Origin of the sequence: Myceligenerans pegani (genome assembly GCF_014892515.1) — a bacterium.
Lineage (GTDB): Bacteria > Actinomycetota > Actinomycetes > Actinomycetales > Cellulomonadaceae > Myceligenerans > Myceligenerans pegani.
Map to the genome: position 1 here is coordinate 130379 of NZ_JADBGR010000054.1, position 15900 is coordinate 146278.

The following is a 15900-nucleotide window of genomic DNA, read 5'->3' on the forward strand; positions in this document are numbered from 1 at the left end:
CTCGCGCCGCTCCACGTGCCGGCACCTGCCTATCAGCGCGGGTGTATGAGCCGCGTTCGAGGACCCGCGCCGGCCCGTCCGCCGTCGAACGCCCGCCATACCGCCTCCTCCCTAGCGTCGGCGGCGACAACCTTCGCAGCATCACCTGGGAGCACCATCCGATGAACATGTTCAAACGGGCGTGGTGGCGCCTGACCGCCGCACCCGGCAGAACCGCGCTGATGACCGGCCTGTTCTTCGTCATCTGCACGCTCGTCCTGTCCGGGCAGCTGATCCGGTCCGCCGCCGACCGGGCCGCGGCCGCCGCGCAGGAGCAGATCGGCGCCGTGGCGACCATGTCGCTCGACATCAACGCGGCACTGGAGTCCGGAAAGCTGGGCGGCGACGGCAGCGGGACCGGCCAGATGATCGGCCCTGACCTGCAACTGCGCAGCGATCTGCTGGAGGAGCTGGGCACGTCGCCGGCGGTGACCGGGTTCAGCTACCGGGTGGAGTCGGCCGGGCAGCCGGGCGGCGACCTGGAGCTGTACCGCGCCGCCGAACCGCCGCCCGGGGCGGACACCTCCCAGGGAGACTTCCTCCGCGTCGACGGCGTCCGGGACTCGGCGGCCATGCCGGTGTTCCGCACGGGTTCGTCACGCCTCGTCGACGGCGCGCCGATCGGCCCGGACACCGCCGACGACGTCGTCCTCGTCGAGGAACGCCTCGCCGAGGCCAACGGCCTGGCCGTCGGCGACACGACGACGATCGGCTCCCTCCCCGGGGACGGGACCCCCGGCGAACCGGTGGAGTTCACCGTCGGTGGCATCTACGTCAGCGACGCCACCTCCCGCAGCAACTACGTGCCCGCGATCGCCGAGCCGGGGAACCAGGTCTACACGACGCCCGCCGGCGCGGGACGCCTGTCCGCGACGGGTCCCACCGACGAGGGCGCCGTCGTCCACGAGGCGACGTACACGCTCACGGACCCGTCTGCCCTCGAGGAGCTGCGGGCGGACGCCGAGGCACTGGGCCTCGACCCGGAACTCTTCCCCCTGCGACTGAACGACACGCAGTTCGAGCAGCTGACCGGCCCCATCTCCCGGACCGCCGGCATCGCCTCGCTCACGGTGTGGCTCGTGTCCCTGGCCGGCCTGGCGATCCTGTCGCTGATCGTGGCGGGCTCGCTGCGCGACCGCCGCCACGAGCTCGGTGTCCTGCTCGCCCTCGGCGAGCGCAAGCCGCGCCTGCTGGGGCAGCACCTCGTCGAGATCGCCGCCTGCGCGCTCGTCGCGGTCGCCGCGTCCGTGCCCGCCAGCCACGCCCTCGCGCAGGCCGCCGGCGGCGGCCTCCTCGCCGCGGAGGTCACCGCCAACGAGGATTCCGCCGGGGCCGGGCCGGAGGACGGCCTCGCCCGTACCGCGGGCGGCCCTGAGCAGCCGAAACCGGAGCACGAGCCGATCGACGAGCTCGACGTCCGCCTCACCCCGGCCGACGTCGGCGCGGTCACCGCCGCCGGTCTCGGCATCGCCGTCGGCGCCACCCTCCTTCCCGGCTACCGCGTGCTCCGGCTCGAACCCCGCCAGATCCTCACGAAGGGCGACTGACCATGACCACCACGACGACCATCACGACACCTGCGACCACCGACGACCAGCCGCCACCGTCCACAGCTCCCCTGCTGGAGCTGGTGGGGGTCGGCAAGACCTACCCGGCTCCCGGCCGGGCACGGGGCCGCGCCGTCCTGAAGGAGGTGAGCCACGGCTTCGAGGCGGGACGGATGTCCGCGATCGTCGGACCGTCGGGCAGCGGCAAGACCACGCTGCTGTCCCTGGCCGGAGGACTCGACGAGCCCACGACCGGCACCGTCCGCTTCCGCGGGCAGGACCTGGCCGCGCTCGGCCTGGCCCCCTACCGCCGCCGGCACGCCGCGACCGTGTTCCAGTCCGCCAACCTCCTGACCTACCTGAACCCGGTGCAGAACGTCACGTCGGCCATGGAGATCACCGGATCCCGCCGGCGACGGCGCCGGCAGCACGCGCACGACCTGCTCGACCAGCTCGGCATCGCTCCCGAGGACCGCGGCCGCAGCGTCCTGCAGCTGTCCGGCGGCCAGCAGCAGCGCGTCGCGATCGCCCGCGCGCTGGCCTGCGACGTCGACGTGCTCCTGGCCGACGAACCCACGGGAAACCTCGACGAGGCCACCGCGAGCGACATCATCGCGATCCTCCGCGGGCTCGCGCACGACGGCGGCAAGTGCGTCGTGGTGGTCACCCACTCGCGCGAGGTCGCGGACGCCTCCGACGAGGTGCTCCGGCTCAGGCGAGGACGGCTGGCGCGGACGTGACCCGGGTCATGCGAACGGATCCGGCGTCAGCGTGTACTTCGTCTCGAGGTACTCGCCGATGCCCTCCAGGCCGCCCTCGCGGCCCAGGCCGGACTGCTTCCACCCGCCGAACGGCGCGGCCGCGTTGGACACCACGCCCATGTTGAGCCCCGTCATCCCGGTCGCCAGCCGCTCGATCATGCGCTGCCCGCGCGCGAGGTCGCGCGTGTAGACGTAGGACACCAGGCCGTACTCGGTGTCGTTGGCGAGCCGGACGGCGTCGTCCTCGTCGTCGAACGGGACGACGGCGAGCACCGGGCCGAAGATCTCCTCACGCAGCAGGTCGCTGCTGGGCGGCACGTCGCTCAGCACCGTGGCGGGGAAGTACGACCCCGGCCCCGCCACGGGCTCGCCGCCCACGCGCAGGCGCGCCCCGCGTTCCACGGCGTCGCGCACGAGCGTCGCCGACTTGGTGACCGCCGCGTCGTCGATCAGCGGCCCGATCGTCACGCCCTCCTGCGTTCCCGGCCCCATCCGGAACTCCGCCACGCGCCGGGTCACCCGCTCCGTGAACTCCTCGGCGACCGGCCGGTGCACGAGGAACCGGTTGGCCGCCGTGCACGCCTGCCCGATGTTGCGGAACTTCGCCGCCAGCGCGCCCTCCACCGCCTTGTCCAGGTCGGCGTCGTCGAACACGACGAACGGCGCGTTGCCGCCCAGCTCCATGGAGGTGCGCAGCACGCGACCCGCGGCCTGCTCCAGCAGGAGGCGCCCGACCGCCGTGGAGCCGGTGAACGAGAGCTTGCGCAGCCGCTCGTCACGGATGATCGCCTCCGAGACCGGGCCGGGGGCCGACGTCGTCACCACGTTCAGCACGCCCGCCGGCAGGCCCGCGTCGGCGAGGATCTGCGCGAGGTAGAGGGTCGTGAGCGGGGTGGCCTCCGCGGGCTTGATCACCACCGTGCACCCGGCCGCGAGCGCCGGCGCGATCTTGCGGGTGGCCATGGCGAGCGGGAAGTTCCAGGGCGTGATGAGGTAACTCGGGCCGACCGCGTGCCGGCTGACGATCATGCGGCCGGTGCCCTCGGGGTTGACGCCGTAGCGGCCGGCGACGCGGGGCGCCTCCTCGCTGAACCAGCGGAGGAACTCGCCGCCGTAGGTGACCTCGCCGCGGGACTGGCCGAGGGGCTTGCCCATCTCCAGGGTCATGAGGAGCGCGACGTCCTCCGCGCGTCCGGCGAGGAGGTCGAAGGCGCGCCGGAGGATCTCGGCCCGCTCGCGCGGTGCGGTGCGGGCCCAGCGCCCGGCGGCGTCGTGCGCGGCGGCGAGGGCGGCGAGTCCGTCGGCGGGCGTGGCGTCGGCGATGTTCTTGATGACGTGGCCGGTGGCGGGGTCGGTGACCGCCAGCAGGGCGCCGCCGGTGGCGGGACGCCAGTGGCCGCCGATGTGGAGCCGATCGGGGACGGTGGCCAGGAGCTCGGTCTGGCGGAGGTCGGTCATCGGGTTCGGACTCCTTCGTCTCGCGCGGCGGGCGGCCCGGCAACGATCAGGATATCGACGCTCGCGGGGCCAGGCCTGCTGCTAGCCTCCGACGGTGCGCCTGACGAAATATGTCGCTGTTGCCCTCGTCGTCACGTTCGCGCTGTCCGCGTGCGGGCTGGATCGCCCGCCCGCCCCGCTGCGGGGCGACCCCGCTCCGTCGCCGCAGCCGACCGGGGTGCTGTACGGCCGGGTGATGCACGCCGACGGCGCGTCGGCGCCGCGCTCGACGGTGGAGGTGGCCGTCACGGACCGGAACACGCTGGGCACGGTGCTGCTGGCGATCGGGACGCTCGGGCTCGCCTGCCTCATCCCCACGCTGTGCGATCCCGTGCGCACGCGGCCCGACGGCGAGGGGCTGTGGTCGGCGGACCAGGACGAGCTGCGCGACGCCCCCGGACTCCGGGTCGACGCGGAGCTCGGTTCCGACGGCCCCGCCTCGGGCCCGGGCACCACCCTCTCCCTCCCGGCGTCGGACGAGGTCCCGCGGCGCGTCCCGGACCTCGTGTACTGGGACCCGGAGGTGGCCGTGACCGGCAAGGGCGGGCGGCTCGACGTCGCCTGGCCCGCGCTCGCGGACGTGCCGTCGGACGGGACGACCACGTACACGACGATCGTCGCCGAGACCGCGGGCCGCACCCCGATGACGCACGTGGTCTCCGCGGACGCCGAGGCCACGACGGCGAGCGTGGACGCGCGCGTGTACGCGGACGTGCCGTCGGAGCTGCGGGTGGTCGCCCGGACGACGACGCGGTTCGACGGCGAGGCGCTCGACACCGCGTACCGCAGCGCCGGCGTTCCCCTGCCGGAGCTCACCCCGCCGTCCCGGGGCGCGCCGTGCCTGGTGGAGGACGCGGGGTCCGGCCGGCTGGAGCCGGCGGCGTCGCCGTGCCCGTACACGGACGGCAACACGGAGGACCGGGACCCGGTGGCGCTCCCCTCGGCCTGCGCGACCGGTGCGCCGGCCTCGGCCGGCCCGGACGCCGCAGCCAGCCGGCCGACGGACGGGGGCCCGACGGCGGACGCAGCCGACCCGTGCGCGGAGCCCGCCCCTCGGGCCTGCGTGCGGCTGCCGGAGCCCCGTGAGGTGAGCCTCGTCGTGCTCCGCACCCCGTTCCCGCTCCGGGGGGACGACGCCGTCGAGTTGCTCGACGCCGACCACCGGGTGGTGTACTCCGTCGCGGCGGGCCGCGATCCGGGCGACGATCCGGACGCGGTGTCGGGCTCCGGGCTGTACCCGGTCCGCGTCGACCGCCCGGTCCGCGCGGCCCTGGTCTGCACCCACGACGGTCAGGGGCGCGCACTGGACCTGACGGAGCTGTCGGTCTGGTAGTCGGGTGCCACCGACTTCATGCCCACCCACATGTTCGAGATGGACGACGACCTCGTGTGCATCGAGATCGTCTCCCGCGAGCACCGCTACACGGTGCCCGAGGCCGAGGAGTACATCAAGGCGTTCGAGGCACTGCAGAAACGAACGAGACCGCCAGGGCCGACAGGCCACAGCGATCTCGCGGTCGGGGGTGTGGGGGCTCCGCCCTCACAAGAAGCAACGAGACCACCATGGGCCGCAAGGCCATGGTGGTCTCTGGTGTCGAGTGTCCGAGAGGGGACTTGAACCCCTACGCCCTAATACGGGCACTAGCACCTCAAGCTAGCGCGTCTACCAATTCCGCCACCCGGACAGGTGGACCTTCCCGGACCTCTCGGCTCCGTTCCGGTGCTGGAAAAACATAGCACGAACCGGGCGTGGACCTCGCATCGATAAGGGTGTGACCTGTGCCGCTCCCGCCGGCCCGGGCGGACGGCCCACCCTTACCCCTTCACCGCCCCCGCCAGCGCGAAGGCCGACCCCGAGATCCGGGTGACCAGCACGTACAGCCCGAGCACCGGCGCGGCGTAGAGCAACGAGTACGCGGCGAGCTGCCCGTAGGCGACGCTGCCGTACTGCCCGAAGAACGCGAAGATGCTGACCGCCGCCGGCTGCTTCTCCGGGGAGAGCAGCAGCACGAACGGGACGAAGAAGTTCCCCCACGCCTGCACGAAAACGAAGATGAACACGACGGCGACCCCGGGCCGCATGAGCGGCAGCACGACCCGGCGCAGCGCCTGCATGGCTGACGCGCCCTCGGTCCACGCGGCCTCCTCGAGCGAGACCGGGACGGAGTCCATGAAGTTCTTGGTCATCCAGATCGCCATGGGCAGCGACGTGGCCGCCATGAAGAAGACCGTCCCGGGCAGCGAGTCCAGCAGGTTGAGCTGCACGAACAGCGAGTACACCGGCACCATGACCGCGGTGATCGGCAGGCAGGTGCCGAACAGCACCGTGTACAGGAAGTACCGGCCGAACCGCATGCGGTACCGCGACAGCGGGTAGGCGGCGAGCACGGCGACCACGACGGTGATGGCCCCGGAGCCGAACGACAGCACGAACGCGTTCCACAGCGGCCGCCACGTCAGCTCGGGCGTCATGATCGCGGAGAAGTTCGCCGTCGTCACGGCCTCGGGCAGTCCGAACGAGAGCGTCGCCTCGGCGTCGAGCGACGCGAACACCACCCACGCCGTCGGCAGCAGGAAGCACAGGGTGATCACCAGCAGGACGAGGTTCGCGGCCACCTTGGTCGCCCTGGGGCGTGGTCCCGTGAGCGGGGCGGCGGCTCCCGGCGCGCGCCCGGTCCGCTTCGCGGCGGCTTCCGTCGTCGTCGCGGCCATCAGTCCACCTCCGGTCGGAGCGCGCGGATGTAGATCACGGAGAAGACGCCGCCCACGACGATCATCACCGTCGCGATGGCCGTGCCGTAGCCGACCTGCGCGAACTTGAACGCCTCCTGGTAGGCCAGGATCGGCAGGGTCGAGCTGTCCGTGCCCGGGCCGCCGCCGGTCATCACGTAGATCAGCGTGAACACGGACAGCGTCTGCAGCGTGGTGAGCATGAGGTTGGTCGAGATGCTGCGCCGGATGACCGGCAGCGTCACCCAGGCCAGGCGTTGCGCGCCGTTCGCGCCGTCGAGCTGCGCCGCCTCGGTGAGATCCGGCGGCACCTCCGCGAGCGCCGCGGAGTACACCATCATCGAGAAGGCGGTGCCGCGCCAGATGTTGGCGAGCACGACGGCGAGCATCGGGGTGGAGTAGAGCCAGTCGGGTCCGGTGACGCCGATGCCGGCGAGCATGGCGTTCAGCGTGCCGTCGGCGTGGAAGAACGCGTAGGCGGCGAACGCGGCGACGATCTCGGGCAGCACCCAGGCGGCGACGACGACGGTCGAGGCGATCGACCGCACGGGCCGCACGGCCGAGCGGAGCAGTCCGGCGAGCGCGAGGCCGAGCACGTTCTGTCCGACCACCGCGGAGGCGAAGACGAACACGACGGTGAGCCAGAGCGACTTGGGGAAGTCGGGGTCGGCGAGCAGGCCGGCGTAGTTGCCGAGGCCGATCCACTCGGGGTTCGCGGCGGTGGGCCCGGTGAGCGCGGTGTTGGTGAAGGAGCCGTAGAACGACCACACCACGGGGCCCAGCATGAACAGCGCGAGCAGGGCGACGGCGGGCGCGAGCGGTACCGCCCGCGCCGCGCCGCGGGACATGACGGCCACGGTCAGCCCTGGGTCGTGTGCTCGTCGCCGACGATGCCGGCGACCGTCTCGTCGTAGACGGCGGCGGCCTCCTCGGGTGTCTGCTGGCCGGTCATGACGGATTCCATCGCGACCATGATGGCGTTGGACACCTGTGGGTAGTCCGACGTCGCGGGCCGGAAGTGGGTGACGTCCACCAGGTCGGTGAAGAATCCGGTGGTGGGGTTGGACTCGGTGTACTCGGGGTCCTCGGCGACGTCGGTGCGGACGGCGATCTGGCTGTTGGCGACGTCGAACCAGAGGGAGTTCTCCCGGTTCAGGGCCGTGGCGACGAACTCGAAGGCCTCGTCGGGGACCTCGGTGCCGGCGCCGACGGCGAGCGTCCAGCCGCCGGACATGCTCACGGCGCCCGGGGCGGCGCCGTTCTGGGTGGGCATGGCGGCCGTGCCGATCTTCTCGGACCACTCGGGCCAGGGCGCGACGCCGGACTCGAGCCAGTTGCCGGGGAGCCAGGACCCGTCCAGGGCGATGCCGACCTTGCCGTCGGGCAGCCACTCGGCCTGCACGGTGTTGCCGATGTTGGTGTCGAGTGCCTGCTGCGGGGTGGGCGCGAGGCCCTCGGAGAACACGGTCTCGATGAACTCGAGGGAGTCGACGAAGCCCTGCGAGCCCAGCACCCACCTGCCGTCCTCGTAGAGGGTGTCGCCCGTGCCGTAGAGCAGCATCTCGAAGCCCTGCATCACGGAGGCCTCGCCCATGGGCTTTCCCGAGTACATGTTGAACGGGATCACGTCGGGGTCCGACTGCTTGATGGCCCGGGCGGCCTCGAGGATGTCGTCCCACGACGACGGCGCCCAGTCCGCGGGCAGGCCGGCCTCGGCGAGCACGTCCTTGTTGAACCACAGGCCGCGGGTGTCGGTGCCCATGGGCACGCCGTAGGTCCTGCCGTCGTCGCCGAGGCCGGCCTGCTTGGCGCTGTCGACGAACTGGTCCCACTCGTCCCACTCCGCGAGGTAGTCGTCGAGGGGCAGCAGGTACCCGGCCTCGACGTCGGACTTGATCATGTACGTGTCCTCGTACATGACGTCGGGGGCGGTGGCGGGCGACCGGTTCATCAGGGCGAGCTTGGTGAAGTAGTCGTTCTGCGCCGCCTCGATGGGGACGAGCTCGACGGTGATGCCGGGGTTGGCCTCCTCGTAGTCGGCCTTGACGTTCTTGAAGAGTTCGTCGGCCTGGGTGAAGTTGCCGAACTTCTGGTAGGCGACGGTGATCGTGGCGTCGCCGGACCCGCTCCCGCCGGTGCCGCACGCGGCGAGCGGCAGGGCGAGTGCGACCGTGACGGGTGCGGCGAGGACTCGGGTGAGGCTTGATGCCGTGCGCATGAGGCTCCCTTGCGTCGTGCGGTGCCCGGCGACGCCGCCAGGCGGGCTGAGGTTCACAATTCACCTCGGACGTGACGGAGTCAAGACCCATTTGTCAGCGCTGTCAGCCCGGCGGTGTGCGCCGGCGGTGGCGAGGTCGTGCAGGATCGCCCGCACCGGGCGCGCGCGCCTGCCGCCGCCCGGCCCGTGCGGCACACTGTCGTAGTGACGTCGCAGAATCCCGCTGATCCAGCCGCCGGTGACCCGGTCCCGAGCTGGCTGCGCACCGGGGCGGGCTGGTCGTGGCGGCTCATCGTGCTGCTGGCCGCCGTCGCGACCGTGTTCTGGCTGACCTGGCAGGTACAGCTCGTCTTCGTCGCGCTCTTCCTCGCCCTGGTCATCACCGCGGTGCTCAACCCCGTCACCGACCTCTACGAGCGCGTCATGCCCCGGCCGCTCGCCACCGCCCTCGCGATCCTCACGGGCGTGGTCGTCGTCGGCGGCCTGCTCACCTACGTGGTCGCGTCCGTGGCGGGGCAGTGGGAACGGCTCGCACTCCAGTTCAGCAGCGGCGTCGACCAGCTCGTCGCGATCGTCGAGTCCCTGCCCGGCCCGTTCGAGGTCGACGTCGGCCAACGCAGCCAGTGGCTAACCGACCTGTCCGGCTGGGTCCGCGAGAACAGCGAGGAGCTCGCCGCCCGCGCCGCCGAAGGCGCCGGCTCCGTGGTCGAGGCGTTCGCCGCGCTCGCGCTCGCCATCTTCCTCACCGTCTTCTTCCTGGCGTCGGGCGCGACGATGTGGCGCTGGTTCCTCGCCCAGATCCCCGCCGCCCACCGCGCGAGCTGGCGCGAGGCCGCCGGCGCGGGCTGGTACACGTTCTCCGGCTACACCCGCGGGACCGTCATCGTCGCCATCACCAACGGCATCCTCGCCGGCATCTTCCTCGCCATCCTCGGCGTCCCCCTGTCCGCACCCCTGGCCGTCCTGGTGTTCATCGGCACGTTCATCCCCATCATCGGCGCGCCCCTCGCCATGATCATCGCCGCCGTCGTCGCCCTCGCCGCCCAGGGGCCCCTCACCGCGCTCTTCGTCATCCTCGGCATCGCCGGCATCGGCCAGCTCGAGGGCCACGTGCTGCAGCCGCTCATCATGGGCAGGCAGGTCTCCCTGCACCCGGTCGTGGTGGCGCTCGCGGTCACCACGGGAACGCTGGTGGCCGGCGTCCTCGGCGCCGTCGTCGCCGTGCCCCTGGTCGCGGTCGCGTGGGCCGTCTTCAGCGCGCTGCGGCGCCGGGCCTCGGGCGACCTCGACGACGACGGCGACGCCGCTCGCGCGGACACGCCACCGGGCGAGCCCGCACCGGGCGGGCAGCCCGCGCCGGTGACCGACGAACCACGGCCGCCGTCGGACACCGCGCGGGTGCATACCGACACATGAATGTGCAGGTCAGTGTGGCTGTGCAGGGTGCCGTCTGTGGCAGGGTATGCGGGTGGAACCCTTCGTCCTCGCCAACGAGACCGTGCGGCTGTCCGTCCCCACCGAGGACGACGTCGACACGATCATGGATGCCTGCCAGGACCCGGACATCTCGGACTGGACCGTCGTGCCGTCGCCGTACCTGCGGTCGGACGCCGAACTCTTCGTGAGACGGTTCGTGCCCGACGGCTGGGCTCGCGGCAGCGAGTTCAACTGGGCGGTGCGCGAGCCCGGAGACACGGACGGGCCCCTGCTGGGCATGGTCGGCCTGCACTTCGAGGGCCGCGCGGGGGCGCCCGACGAGGAGAGGTCGGCCGAGATCGGCTACTGGACCACCCCCGGCGCCCGCGGCAAGGGACTCGCGACCCAGGCCGCGCGGCTCGTCGTCGACTGGGGCTTCGACCCGGAAGGGCTGGGGCTGGCCGTGATCACCTGGGTGGCGTACGTCGGGAACTGGGGGTCGCGCCGGGTGGCATGGAACGTCGGGTTCCGGGTCGAGGGCACGCTCCGCCGCTACGGCCTGCAGCGGGGGAAACGGCGGGACGCCTGGATCGGCACGCTGCTGCCCGAGGACCCGCGGGAGCCGAACGAGCAGTGGACGGGGCCCGACCCGGCGGTGCTGCGGACCTGATCCGGGCGGCCGGGCTCATGCCAGCGCCCGGTCGATGACCGCCTTCGCGGCCCCGGCACGCTCCTGGAATCCCGTCCGCCCGGCCAGCAGCTCCCCGGCCGCCTCGACGAGACCGGCGTAGGCGGCCCAGGCGAACGTGCCGCCGACCGAGATGCGCGCGACGCCGGCCTCCGCGAGCTCGGCCGGGGACGGCCCGCCGGGCCGCAGCAGCACGTTGACCGGCCGGTCCACGGCGCCCACCAGGGCCGTGATGTCGTCGATCGCAGTGAGCCCGGGGGCGTAGAGCACATCCGCGCCCGCCTCCTGGTAGGCCTGGAGCCGCGCGATCGTGTCCGCCAGGTCCGGACGGCCGTGCAGGTAGTTCTCGCAGCGGCCGGTCAGCACGAGGTCGCCGGACGCCTCGGCCGCGGCGGCGATCCGCTCGGCGGCGAGCGCGGCGTCGTAGACAGGGTCGCCGGCGCGCCCCGTGTAGTCCTCGATCGAGAAGCCGGCCAGCCCGGCGCCACGGGCACCCTCGGCCGTGCGGGCGACGTCGTCGGGCGTGTCGCCGAAGCCGTTCTCCAGGTCGGCGCTGACCGGGATGCCGACCGCCGCCACGAGCACGGCGGCGTGGCCGAGGGCCTCGTCGCGCGAGACGCTGCTGTCGGGCCGGCCGAGGGTGGCGGCGAACCCGCTGCTCGTGGTCGCGATCGCGGCGTACCCGAGCTCGGCGAGGATGCGGGCCGAACCCGCGTCCCACGCGTTGCCCAGGAGCAGCGGGTCGCCGGGACGATGCAGGTCGAGGAACGAGGAGGTCATGCCGGGACCGTAGCACCGGCCCGGCGAGGCGCCGGGCTTGCAGCCTTCCCGCACCGGCCCGGCGAGGCGCCGGGCTTGCAGCCTTCTCGCCGGCGGCCGGCGACCTCGACCTGACCGGTACCGATCGCGATGACTTCCGCGGGGCCGGCCCGTCGGACCTGGTATGGATCAGCGGCGCCACGGGCGGACCGTGGCACGGCGTCCAGGAGGGGACCGGACGCTTCCCTCTCACCCGACGACCGAGGAGCACGATCATGAACGACGCGGAGACCACGCTCGACACCCGATGTGCTGGCCTTCGGCAAGGGCACGTTCAGCCAGACCCGCCACGTGCCGCGGTAGCTGGTCCTTCGAGCGTGACCCGGCCGCGTCGGTTCGTCCGCGCCTACTTCGGCGGCAGGGAACCGGCGAAGTCCACGCCCCTCCGCACCCACGCCGAGACCTCCTCCTCCGTGCCGAGGTGGTCGGCGTCGACGTCGAGCCATCCGGTCATGACGCGCCCGCCCATCACCGCCTGGCGGGCAGGCGTGGTGCGCAGGAGGTCGTCGGCGGCGTCTGCCCCGACGCGCACCAGGATCCCGCCCGAGCCCCGCACCGCCACCGCGAGATTCCCGTCGACCAGGAACGAGAGCCCGCCGAACATCCGCCACTCGGTGATCCCGGAGCTTCCGTCGAGAGCGGCTCGGATCTCGTCCGCGAGGGCCACGTCGTATGCCATGGTCCGAGGCTACGCCTGCGCCGGGCCGGCCTTCCCGGCCGGACGGGTCGCAGCCGGTGCGTCTCCCTCCGCCGTCGAGCCGGGGGCGGAGGAGCGGTGCCGCAGGTGCAGGACCGCGAGCGTGGCGGCAAGGAGCGCGACCCCGCTGAGCGCGGCGCGCACCGCGTTCCACGCCTGCCACGGCTGGGAGTAGCCGGTCCAGATCCGCTCGGCCTCGGCAGGATCCTCCGGGACGACGACGGCGGCGAGCGAACCGTTCATCGGGACGATGACGGCCATGGTGAGCACCAGACCGCCCAGGAGGTAGACGACGGCCGCGGCGAACAGCAGGACCGCCGAGCGCCGTCGCCTCTCGCGGAGGCACAGCACGGCCGCGAGACCCATCACCGCAGGCGTGAGGAAGAACGCCGGGAAGAAGACGGCGTTGCGCACCGAGTCGTTCATCGCCTGCATCGCGGTGATCGCCACGCGCGGATCGGTCGCGTCCAGCCCCCACATCGTGGAACAGGTCCAGGCGTAGAAGAACCCGAAGATCGCGCCGCCGAACAGGACCGCGGTGACGGCGGCGACGGCCGCCGGGGACGACGCGGACGGCGCCGCGTCCTTCGCGGCGGCGACGGCGTGGGGGTTGATCGCGGACATCGAGCCTCCCGGGGAACCGAACGATTGCGTTCGGATCCAGTATCCGAACGCAGCGGTACGCTTGTCAACATGTCGACGACGAACCCCGCGCGAGGCCGCCTTCCCTCGGAGGAGCGCTCGCGGCGGCGGCGGGAGATTCTCGAGGCCGCCGTGCACGTCGTCGCCGAGCGCGGGTACCAGCGCACGACCATGCAGCACGTCGCGCGGCGGGCCGGGGCCTCGAAGGAAACGCTGTACTCGTGGTTCGGCGGCAAGGAAGGGCTGCTCGCGGCCGTGGTCTCGACCAACGCGCAGGCCGCCGCGGAACGGGTGGGGCACGTGCTCGCCGTCGCGCGGACCCCGACGGCCGAGTCCGCCCGGCGGACGCTCACCGCCTACGCCGCCGCCCAGCTCACGCTGCTCACCGGCCGGGACTCGGTGGTACTGAACCGCGCCGCGATGAGTTCCCCGACGCTGGCCGAGGTACTGCTGCGAGAGGGGCGCCACCGGGTGGGGCCGATCGTCGCGCGATATCTCCGGGAACTGCACGAGCGGGAGATCATCGACGCGCAGGACCCCGAGGCGGCCTTCCAGCTGCTGTACGGGCTGGTGGTCCGCGACGTGCAGATCAGGGTCCTCCTCGGCGAGCCCGCCCCCGGCCCCGCGCGGATCAGGGCGGACGCCGAGCAGGCGGTGGACCGGTTCTTCCAGCTGGCCGGCGTCGTCTCCTGACGTCACGCTCGCCCCGGCGTCGGCCTGTGCGGTGGCGACCCGAGAGCACCCGCATGACGATGGACGGAGCTGACCCGGGCCGCCGTCGTCGGTCCGCCGAGAAGGCCGGAAGAGAGGACCCACCATGTCCCCGAAGCTGCCCCGCTACACCGTCCCGTCCCTCACGCCCGAGCAGGGCGCCGAGGTCGCGGAGATCCTCCAGGCACGCCTGCACGCGCTGAACGACCTGCACCTGACCCTCAAGCACGTGCACTGGAACGTCGTGGGCCCGCATTTCATCGGCGTTCACGAGATGCTGGACCCCCAGGTCGACGCGGTACGCGCCATGGTCGACCAGATCGCCGAACGCATCGCGACGCTGGGCTCCGTCCCCGTCGGCACCCCGGGGGCCCTCGTCGCGGCCCGTAGCTGGGAGGACTACAAGCTCGGACGCGCCCCGGCGATCGAGCACCTGGCCGCGCTGGACGGCGTCTACGACTCGGTGATCACGTTCCACCGCAAGGCGGCCGACGAGACGGCGGGTGTCGACGACGTCACCAACGACCTGCTCATCGGCCACCTGCACGACCTCGAGATGTTCCACTGGTTCGTCCGCGCCCACCTGGAGTCCGCCTCGGGCGTGATCCCCGAGACGTAACGGGGTGCGGATGTGACGGCCGTGTGGTGATTCGTCCCTCGCCGAGGGAGATCCTCGATTTCTTTCCGCCGGCGTGGGTACCTTGGCAAGGTGGTCGAGCAGGGGCCAGTCAGCAGTCGATGTGCGCTGTCGATGGAGGACGACCCATGCACGAGCTCAACCCCACCAGGATCGCGGGTCGGCCCGGAGCCACGGGCGAGCCCGCCGGGCGGTTCGCCGCGGACCTTGCCACCGAGCGATGGTGGTGGTCCGACCGGACCTATCGCATCCACGGCTTCGAACCCGCCGAGGTGATTCCCAGCACCGCCGTCGTCCTCGCGCACACCCACCCGGACGACCGCGAGCGCGTGCAGGGCATCCTCGAACGAGCCGAGCGTACCCACGAGCCCGTCTCCACGGTCCACCGCATCGTCGACGCCGGCGGGCACGACCGCATCATCTCGATCGTCGGCGTGATCAAGCCCGAGCGTACCGGCGAGTCCGACGAGCTCACCGGGTACGTACGGGACCTGACGAGCACGGTCGAGGATCTCGCGGCCCAGCGTGCCGACGCCTCCGTCCGGGCCGTCGCGCGCGGCCGCCGGGACATCGAGCAGGCCAAGGGAGTCGTGGCGATGCTGCTCGACGTGGACGACGACGTCGCGTTCGGCGTGCTGCGCAACGAGTCCGAGGTGACCGGCGTCTCGGTCCAGGAGGTCTCGCAGGACCTGGTCGCCCGCGCCCGCGAGGCGGGCCGCGACTACTGCCTGTCCGACGTCCTGCCCCGGCTGCTCCGCTCCTGACGGGAACGGTTCAGAGGTCGGTGGGTGGTTCGGGGTTGTCCGGGTCCTTCAAGAACGCGTCGATCACCTCACGCGTAGGAAACACCGTCACCCCCGGCCCCGCAATCAGACCCACCAACCGATCCGCCAGATCCCGCACCGCCACATTCGTCCGATTCGACACCTCCCGCAACACCTCGAACGCCTCAGCCTCCTCCACCCCATACACCACCATCACCATCCCCTTGGCCTGCTCAATCACCGCACGCCGCTCCGCCGACGCCCGAATCGACGCCGTCGCATCCCGCTGCGCCGCCACCCGATGCGAATCCGTCACATCAATGAAATACCCCACCAACTCCACCACCCGCCCCGACGCCGGATCACGCCGCCCCTGACCCGTCACCGCCAACGTCCGCGTCCCACCCCCAGCATCCACGATCCGATGCACCGAACTGAACGTCGCCCCCGTCTCCGCAGCACGCCGCAACACCCCATCAAACCGCGCCCGATCCTCCGGATGCTTGTGCGCCAACATCAACGGCGTCGTCGGCACGATCTGACCCGGCTCGAACCCATGCATCACATACACCTCATCCGACCACGCCCACTCCCCCGACACCAGATCCAACCGATACCGCCCCACCGGCGGCCGACTCCCCCCATCCAACGCCTCCTCCACCCGCCCCTCCAACGGAGAATCGCCCGAAGGCCGCACAGACGTCACGATCCCCTCCTCGGATGAAAACACAAAG

The 15900-nt window shown here is 72.2% G+C and carries 16 protein-coding genes and 1 tRNA gene; 8 read left to right on the forward strand and 9 right to left on the reverse strand.

Annotated elements, in window-relative coordinates; translation table 11 throughout:
• The first annotated feature begins 161 nt into the window (after positions 1-161).
• Positions 162-1586, forward strand: a complete 1425-nt coding sequence (locus IIE03_RS04715; protein WP_192861582.1) for an ABC transporter permease — start codon at positions 162-164, stop codon at positions 1584-1586.
• A gap of 2 nt (positions 1587-1588) precedes the next feature.
• Complete coding sequence (locus IIE03_RS04720) at positions 1589-2326, forward strand: ABC transporter ATP-binding protein (protein ID WP_192861583.1); 738 nt, start codon at positions 1589-1591, stop codon at positions 2324-2326.
• Positions 2327-2332: 6 nt separating this feature from the next.
• On the opposite strand, the gene IIE03_RS04725 is transcribed toward IIE03_RS04720, so the two are convergent.
• Positions 2333-3805, reverse strand: a complete 1473-nt coding sequence (locus tag IIE03_RS04725) for an NAD-dependent succinate-semialdehyde dehydrogenase (RefSeq protein ID WP_192861584.1) — start codon at positions 3803-3805, stop codon at positions 2333-2335.
• Positions 3806-3899: 94 nt separating this feature from the next.
• On the opposite strand from IIE03_RS04725, the gene IIE03_RS04730 reads away from it, so the two are divergent.
• On the forward strand, positions 3900-5177 hold the full coding sequence (locus IIE03_RS04730) for a hypothetical protein (RefSeq protein ID WP_192861585.1): 1278 nt from the start codon (positions 3900-3902) through the stop codon (positions 5175-5177).
• A gap of 266 nt (positions 5178-5443) precedes the next feature.
• Here IIE03_RS04730 and IIE03_RS04735 read toward each other — a convergent pair.
• The 4 genes from IIE03_RS04735 to IIE03_RS04750 all read right to left on the reverse strand — a co-directional run bounded on the left by IIE03_RS04735 (position 5444) and on the right by IIE03_RS04750 (position 8792).
• A tRNA-Leu gene (locus IIE03_RS04735) sits at positions 5444-5529 on the reverse strand.
• A 130-nt stretch (positions 5530-5659) separates the two neighbouring features.
• On the reverse strand, positions 5660-6556 hold the full coding sequence (locus IIE03_RS04740; RefSeq protein WP_192861586.1) for a carbohydrate ABC transporter permease: 897 nt from the start codon (positions 6554-6556) through the stop codon (positions 5660-5662).
• Entirely contained in the window at positions 6556-7422 is an 867-nt protein-coding gene (locus tag IIE03_RS04745; protein ID WP_192861587.1) for a carbohydrate ABC transporter permease, read from the reverse strand. The genes IIE03_RS04740 and IIE03_RS04745 overlap by 1 nt, the downstream gene beginning before the upstream one ends.
• 11 nt (positions 7423-7433) lie before the next feature.
• Positions 7434-8792 carry an extracellular solute-binding protein gene (locus tag IIE03_RS04750; RefSeq protein WP_192861588.1) on the reverse strand — a complete coding sequence of 453 codons (1359 nt, stop codon included), beginning with the start codon at positions 8790-8792 and terminating at the stop codon, positions 7434-7436.
• A gap of 204 nt (positions 8793-8996) precedes the next feature.
• On the opposite strand from IIE03_RS04750, the gene IIE03_RS04755 reads away from it, so the two are divergent.
• Positions 8997-10208, forward strand: a complete 1212-nt coding sequence (locus IIE03_RS04755) for an AI-2E family transporter (protein ID WP_318842806.1) — start codon at positions 8997-8999, stop codon at positions 10206-10208.
• A 52-nt stretch (positions 10209-10260) separates the two neighbouring features.
• Positions 10261-10878: a GNAT family N-acetyltransferase gene (locus IIE03_RS04760; RefSeq protein ID WP_408632825.1), complete on the forward strand. Its 618-nt coding sequence runs from the start codon at positions 10261-10263 to the stop codon at positions 10876-10878.
• A 15-nt stretch (positions 10879-10893) separates the two neighbouring features.
• Here the strand turns inward: IIE03_RS04760 and IIE03_RS04765 are convergent, their stop codons facing one another.
• The 3 genes from IIE03_RS04765 to IIE03_RS04775 all read right to left on the reverse strand — a co-directional run bounded on the left by IIE03_RS04765 (position 10894) and on the right by IIE03_RS04775 (position 13036).
• Positions 10894-11676 carry an isocitrate lyase/PEP mutase family protein gene (locus tag IIE03_RS04765; protein WP_192861590.1) on the reverse strand — a complete coding sequence of 261 codons (783 nt, stop codon included), beginning with the start codon at positions 11674-11676 and terminating at the stop codon, positions 10894-10896.
• A gap of 385 nt (positions 11677-12061) precedes the next feature.
• Positions 12062-12394 (reverse strand): TfoX/Sxy family protein, encoded by a 333-nt coding sequence (locus IIE03_RS04770; protein ID WP_192861591.1) that lies wholly within the window; start codon positions 12392-12394, stop codon positions 12062-12064.
• 9 nt (positions 12395-12403) lie between these two features.
• Positions 12404-13036 carry an anthrone oxygenase family protein gene (locus tag IIE03_RS04775; RefSeq protein ID WP_192861592.1) on the reverse strand — a complete coding sequence of 211 codons (633 nt, stop codon included), beginning with the start codon at positions 13034-13036 and terminating at the stop codon, positions 12404-12406.
• 69 nt (positions 13037-13105) lie between these two features.
• Here IIE03_RS04775 and IIE03_RS04780 point away from each other — a divergent pair, with 69 nt between their 5' ends.
• The 3 genes from IIE03_RS04780 to IIE03_RS04790 all read left to right on the forward strand — a co-directional run bounded on the left by IIE03_RS04780 (position 13106) and on the right by IIE03_RS04790 (position 15166).
• Complete coding sequence (locus IIE03_RS04780) at positions 13106-13747, forward strand: TetR/AcrR family transcriptional regulator (RefSeq protein ID WP_192861593.1); 642 nt, start codon at positions 13106-13108, stop codon at positions 13745-13747.
• 124 nt (positions 13748-13871) lie between these two features.
• Entirely contained in the window at positions 13872-14384 is a 513-nt protein-coding gene (locus IIE03_RS04785; RefSeq protein WP_192861594.1) for a Dps family protein, read from the forward strand.
• Between the two features lie 146 nt (positions 14385-14530).
• Positions 14531-15166 (forward strand): PAS and ANTAR domain-containing protein, encoded by a 636-nt coding sequence (locus IIE03_RS04790; protein ID WP_192861595.1) that lies wholly within the window; start codon positions 14531-14533, stop codon positions 15164-15166.
• A 10-nt stretch (positions 15167-15176) separates the two neighbouring features.
• Here the strand turns inward: IIE03_RS04790 and IIE03_RS04795 are convergent.
• The coding region (locus IIE03_RS04795; protein WP_318842807.1) for a PAS and ANTAR domain-containing protein at positions 15177-15900 on the reverse strand (724 nt) is incomplete at its 5' end.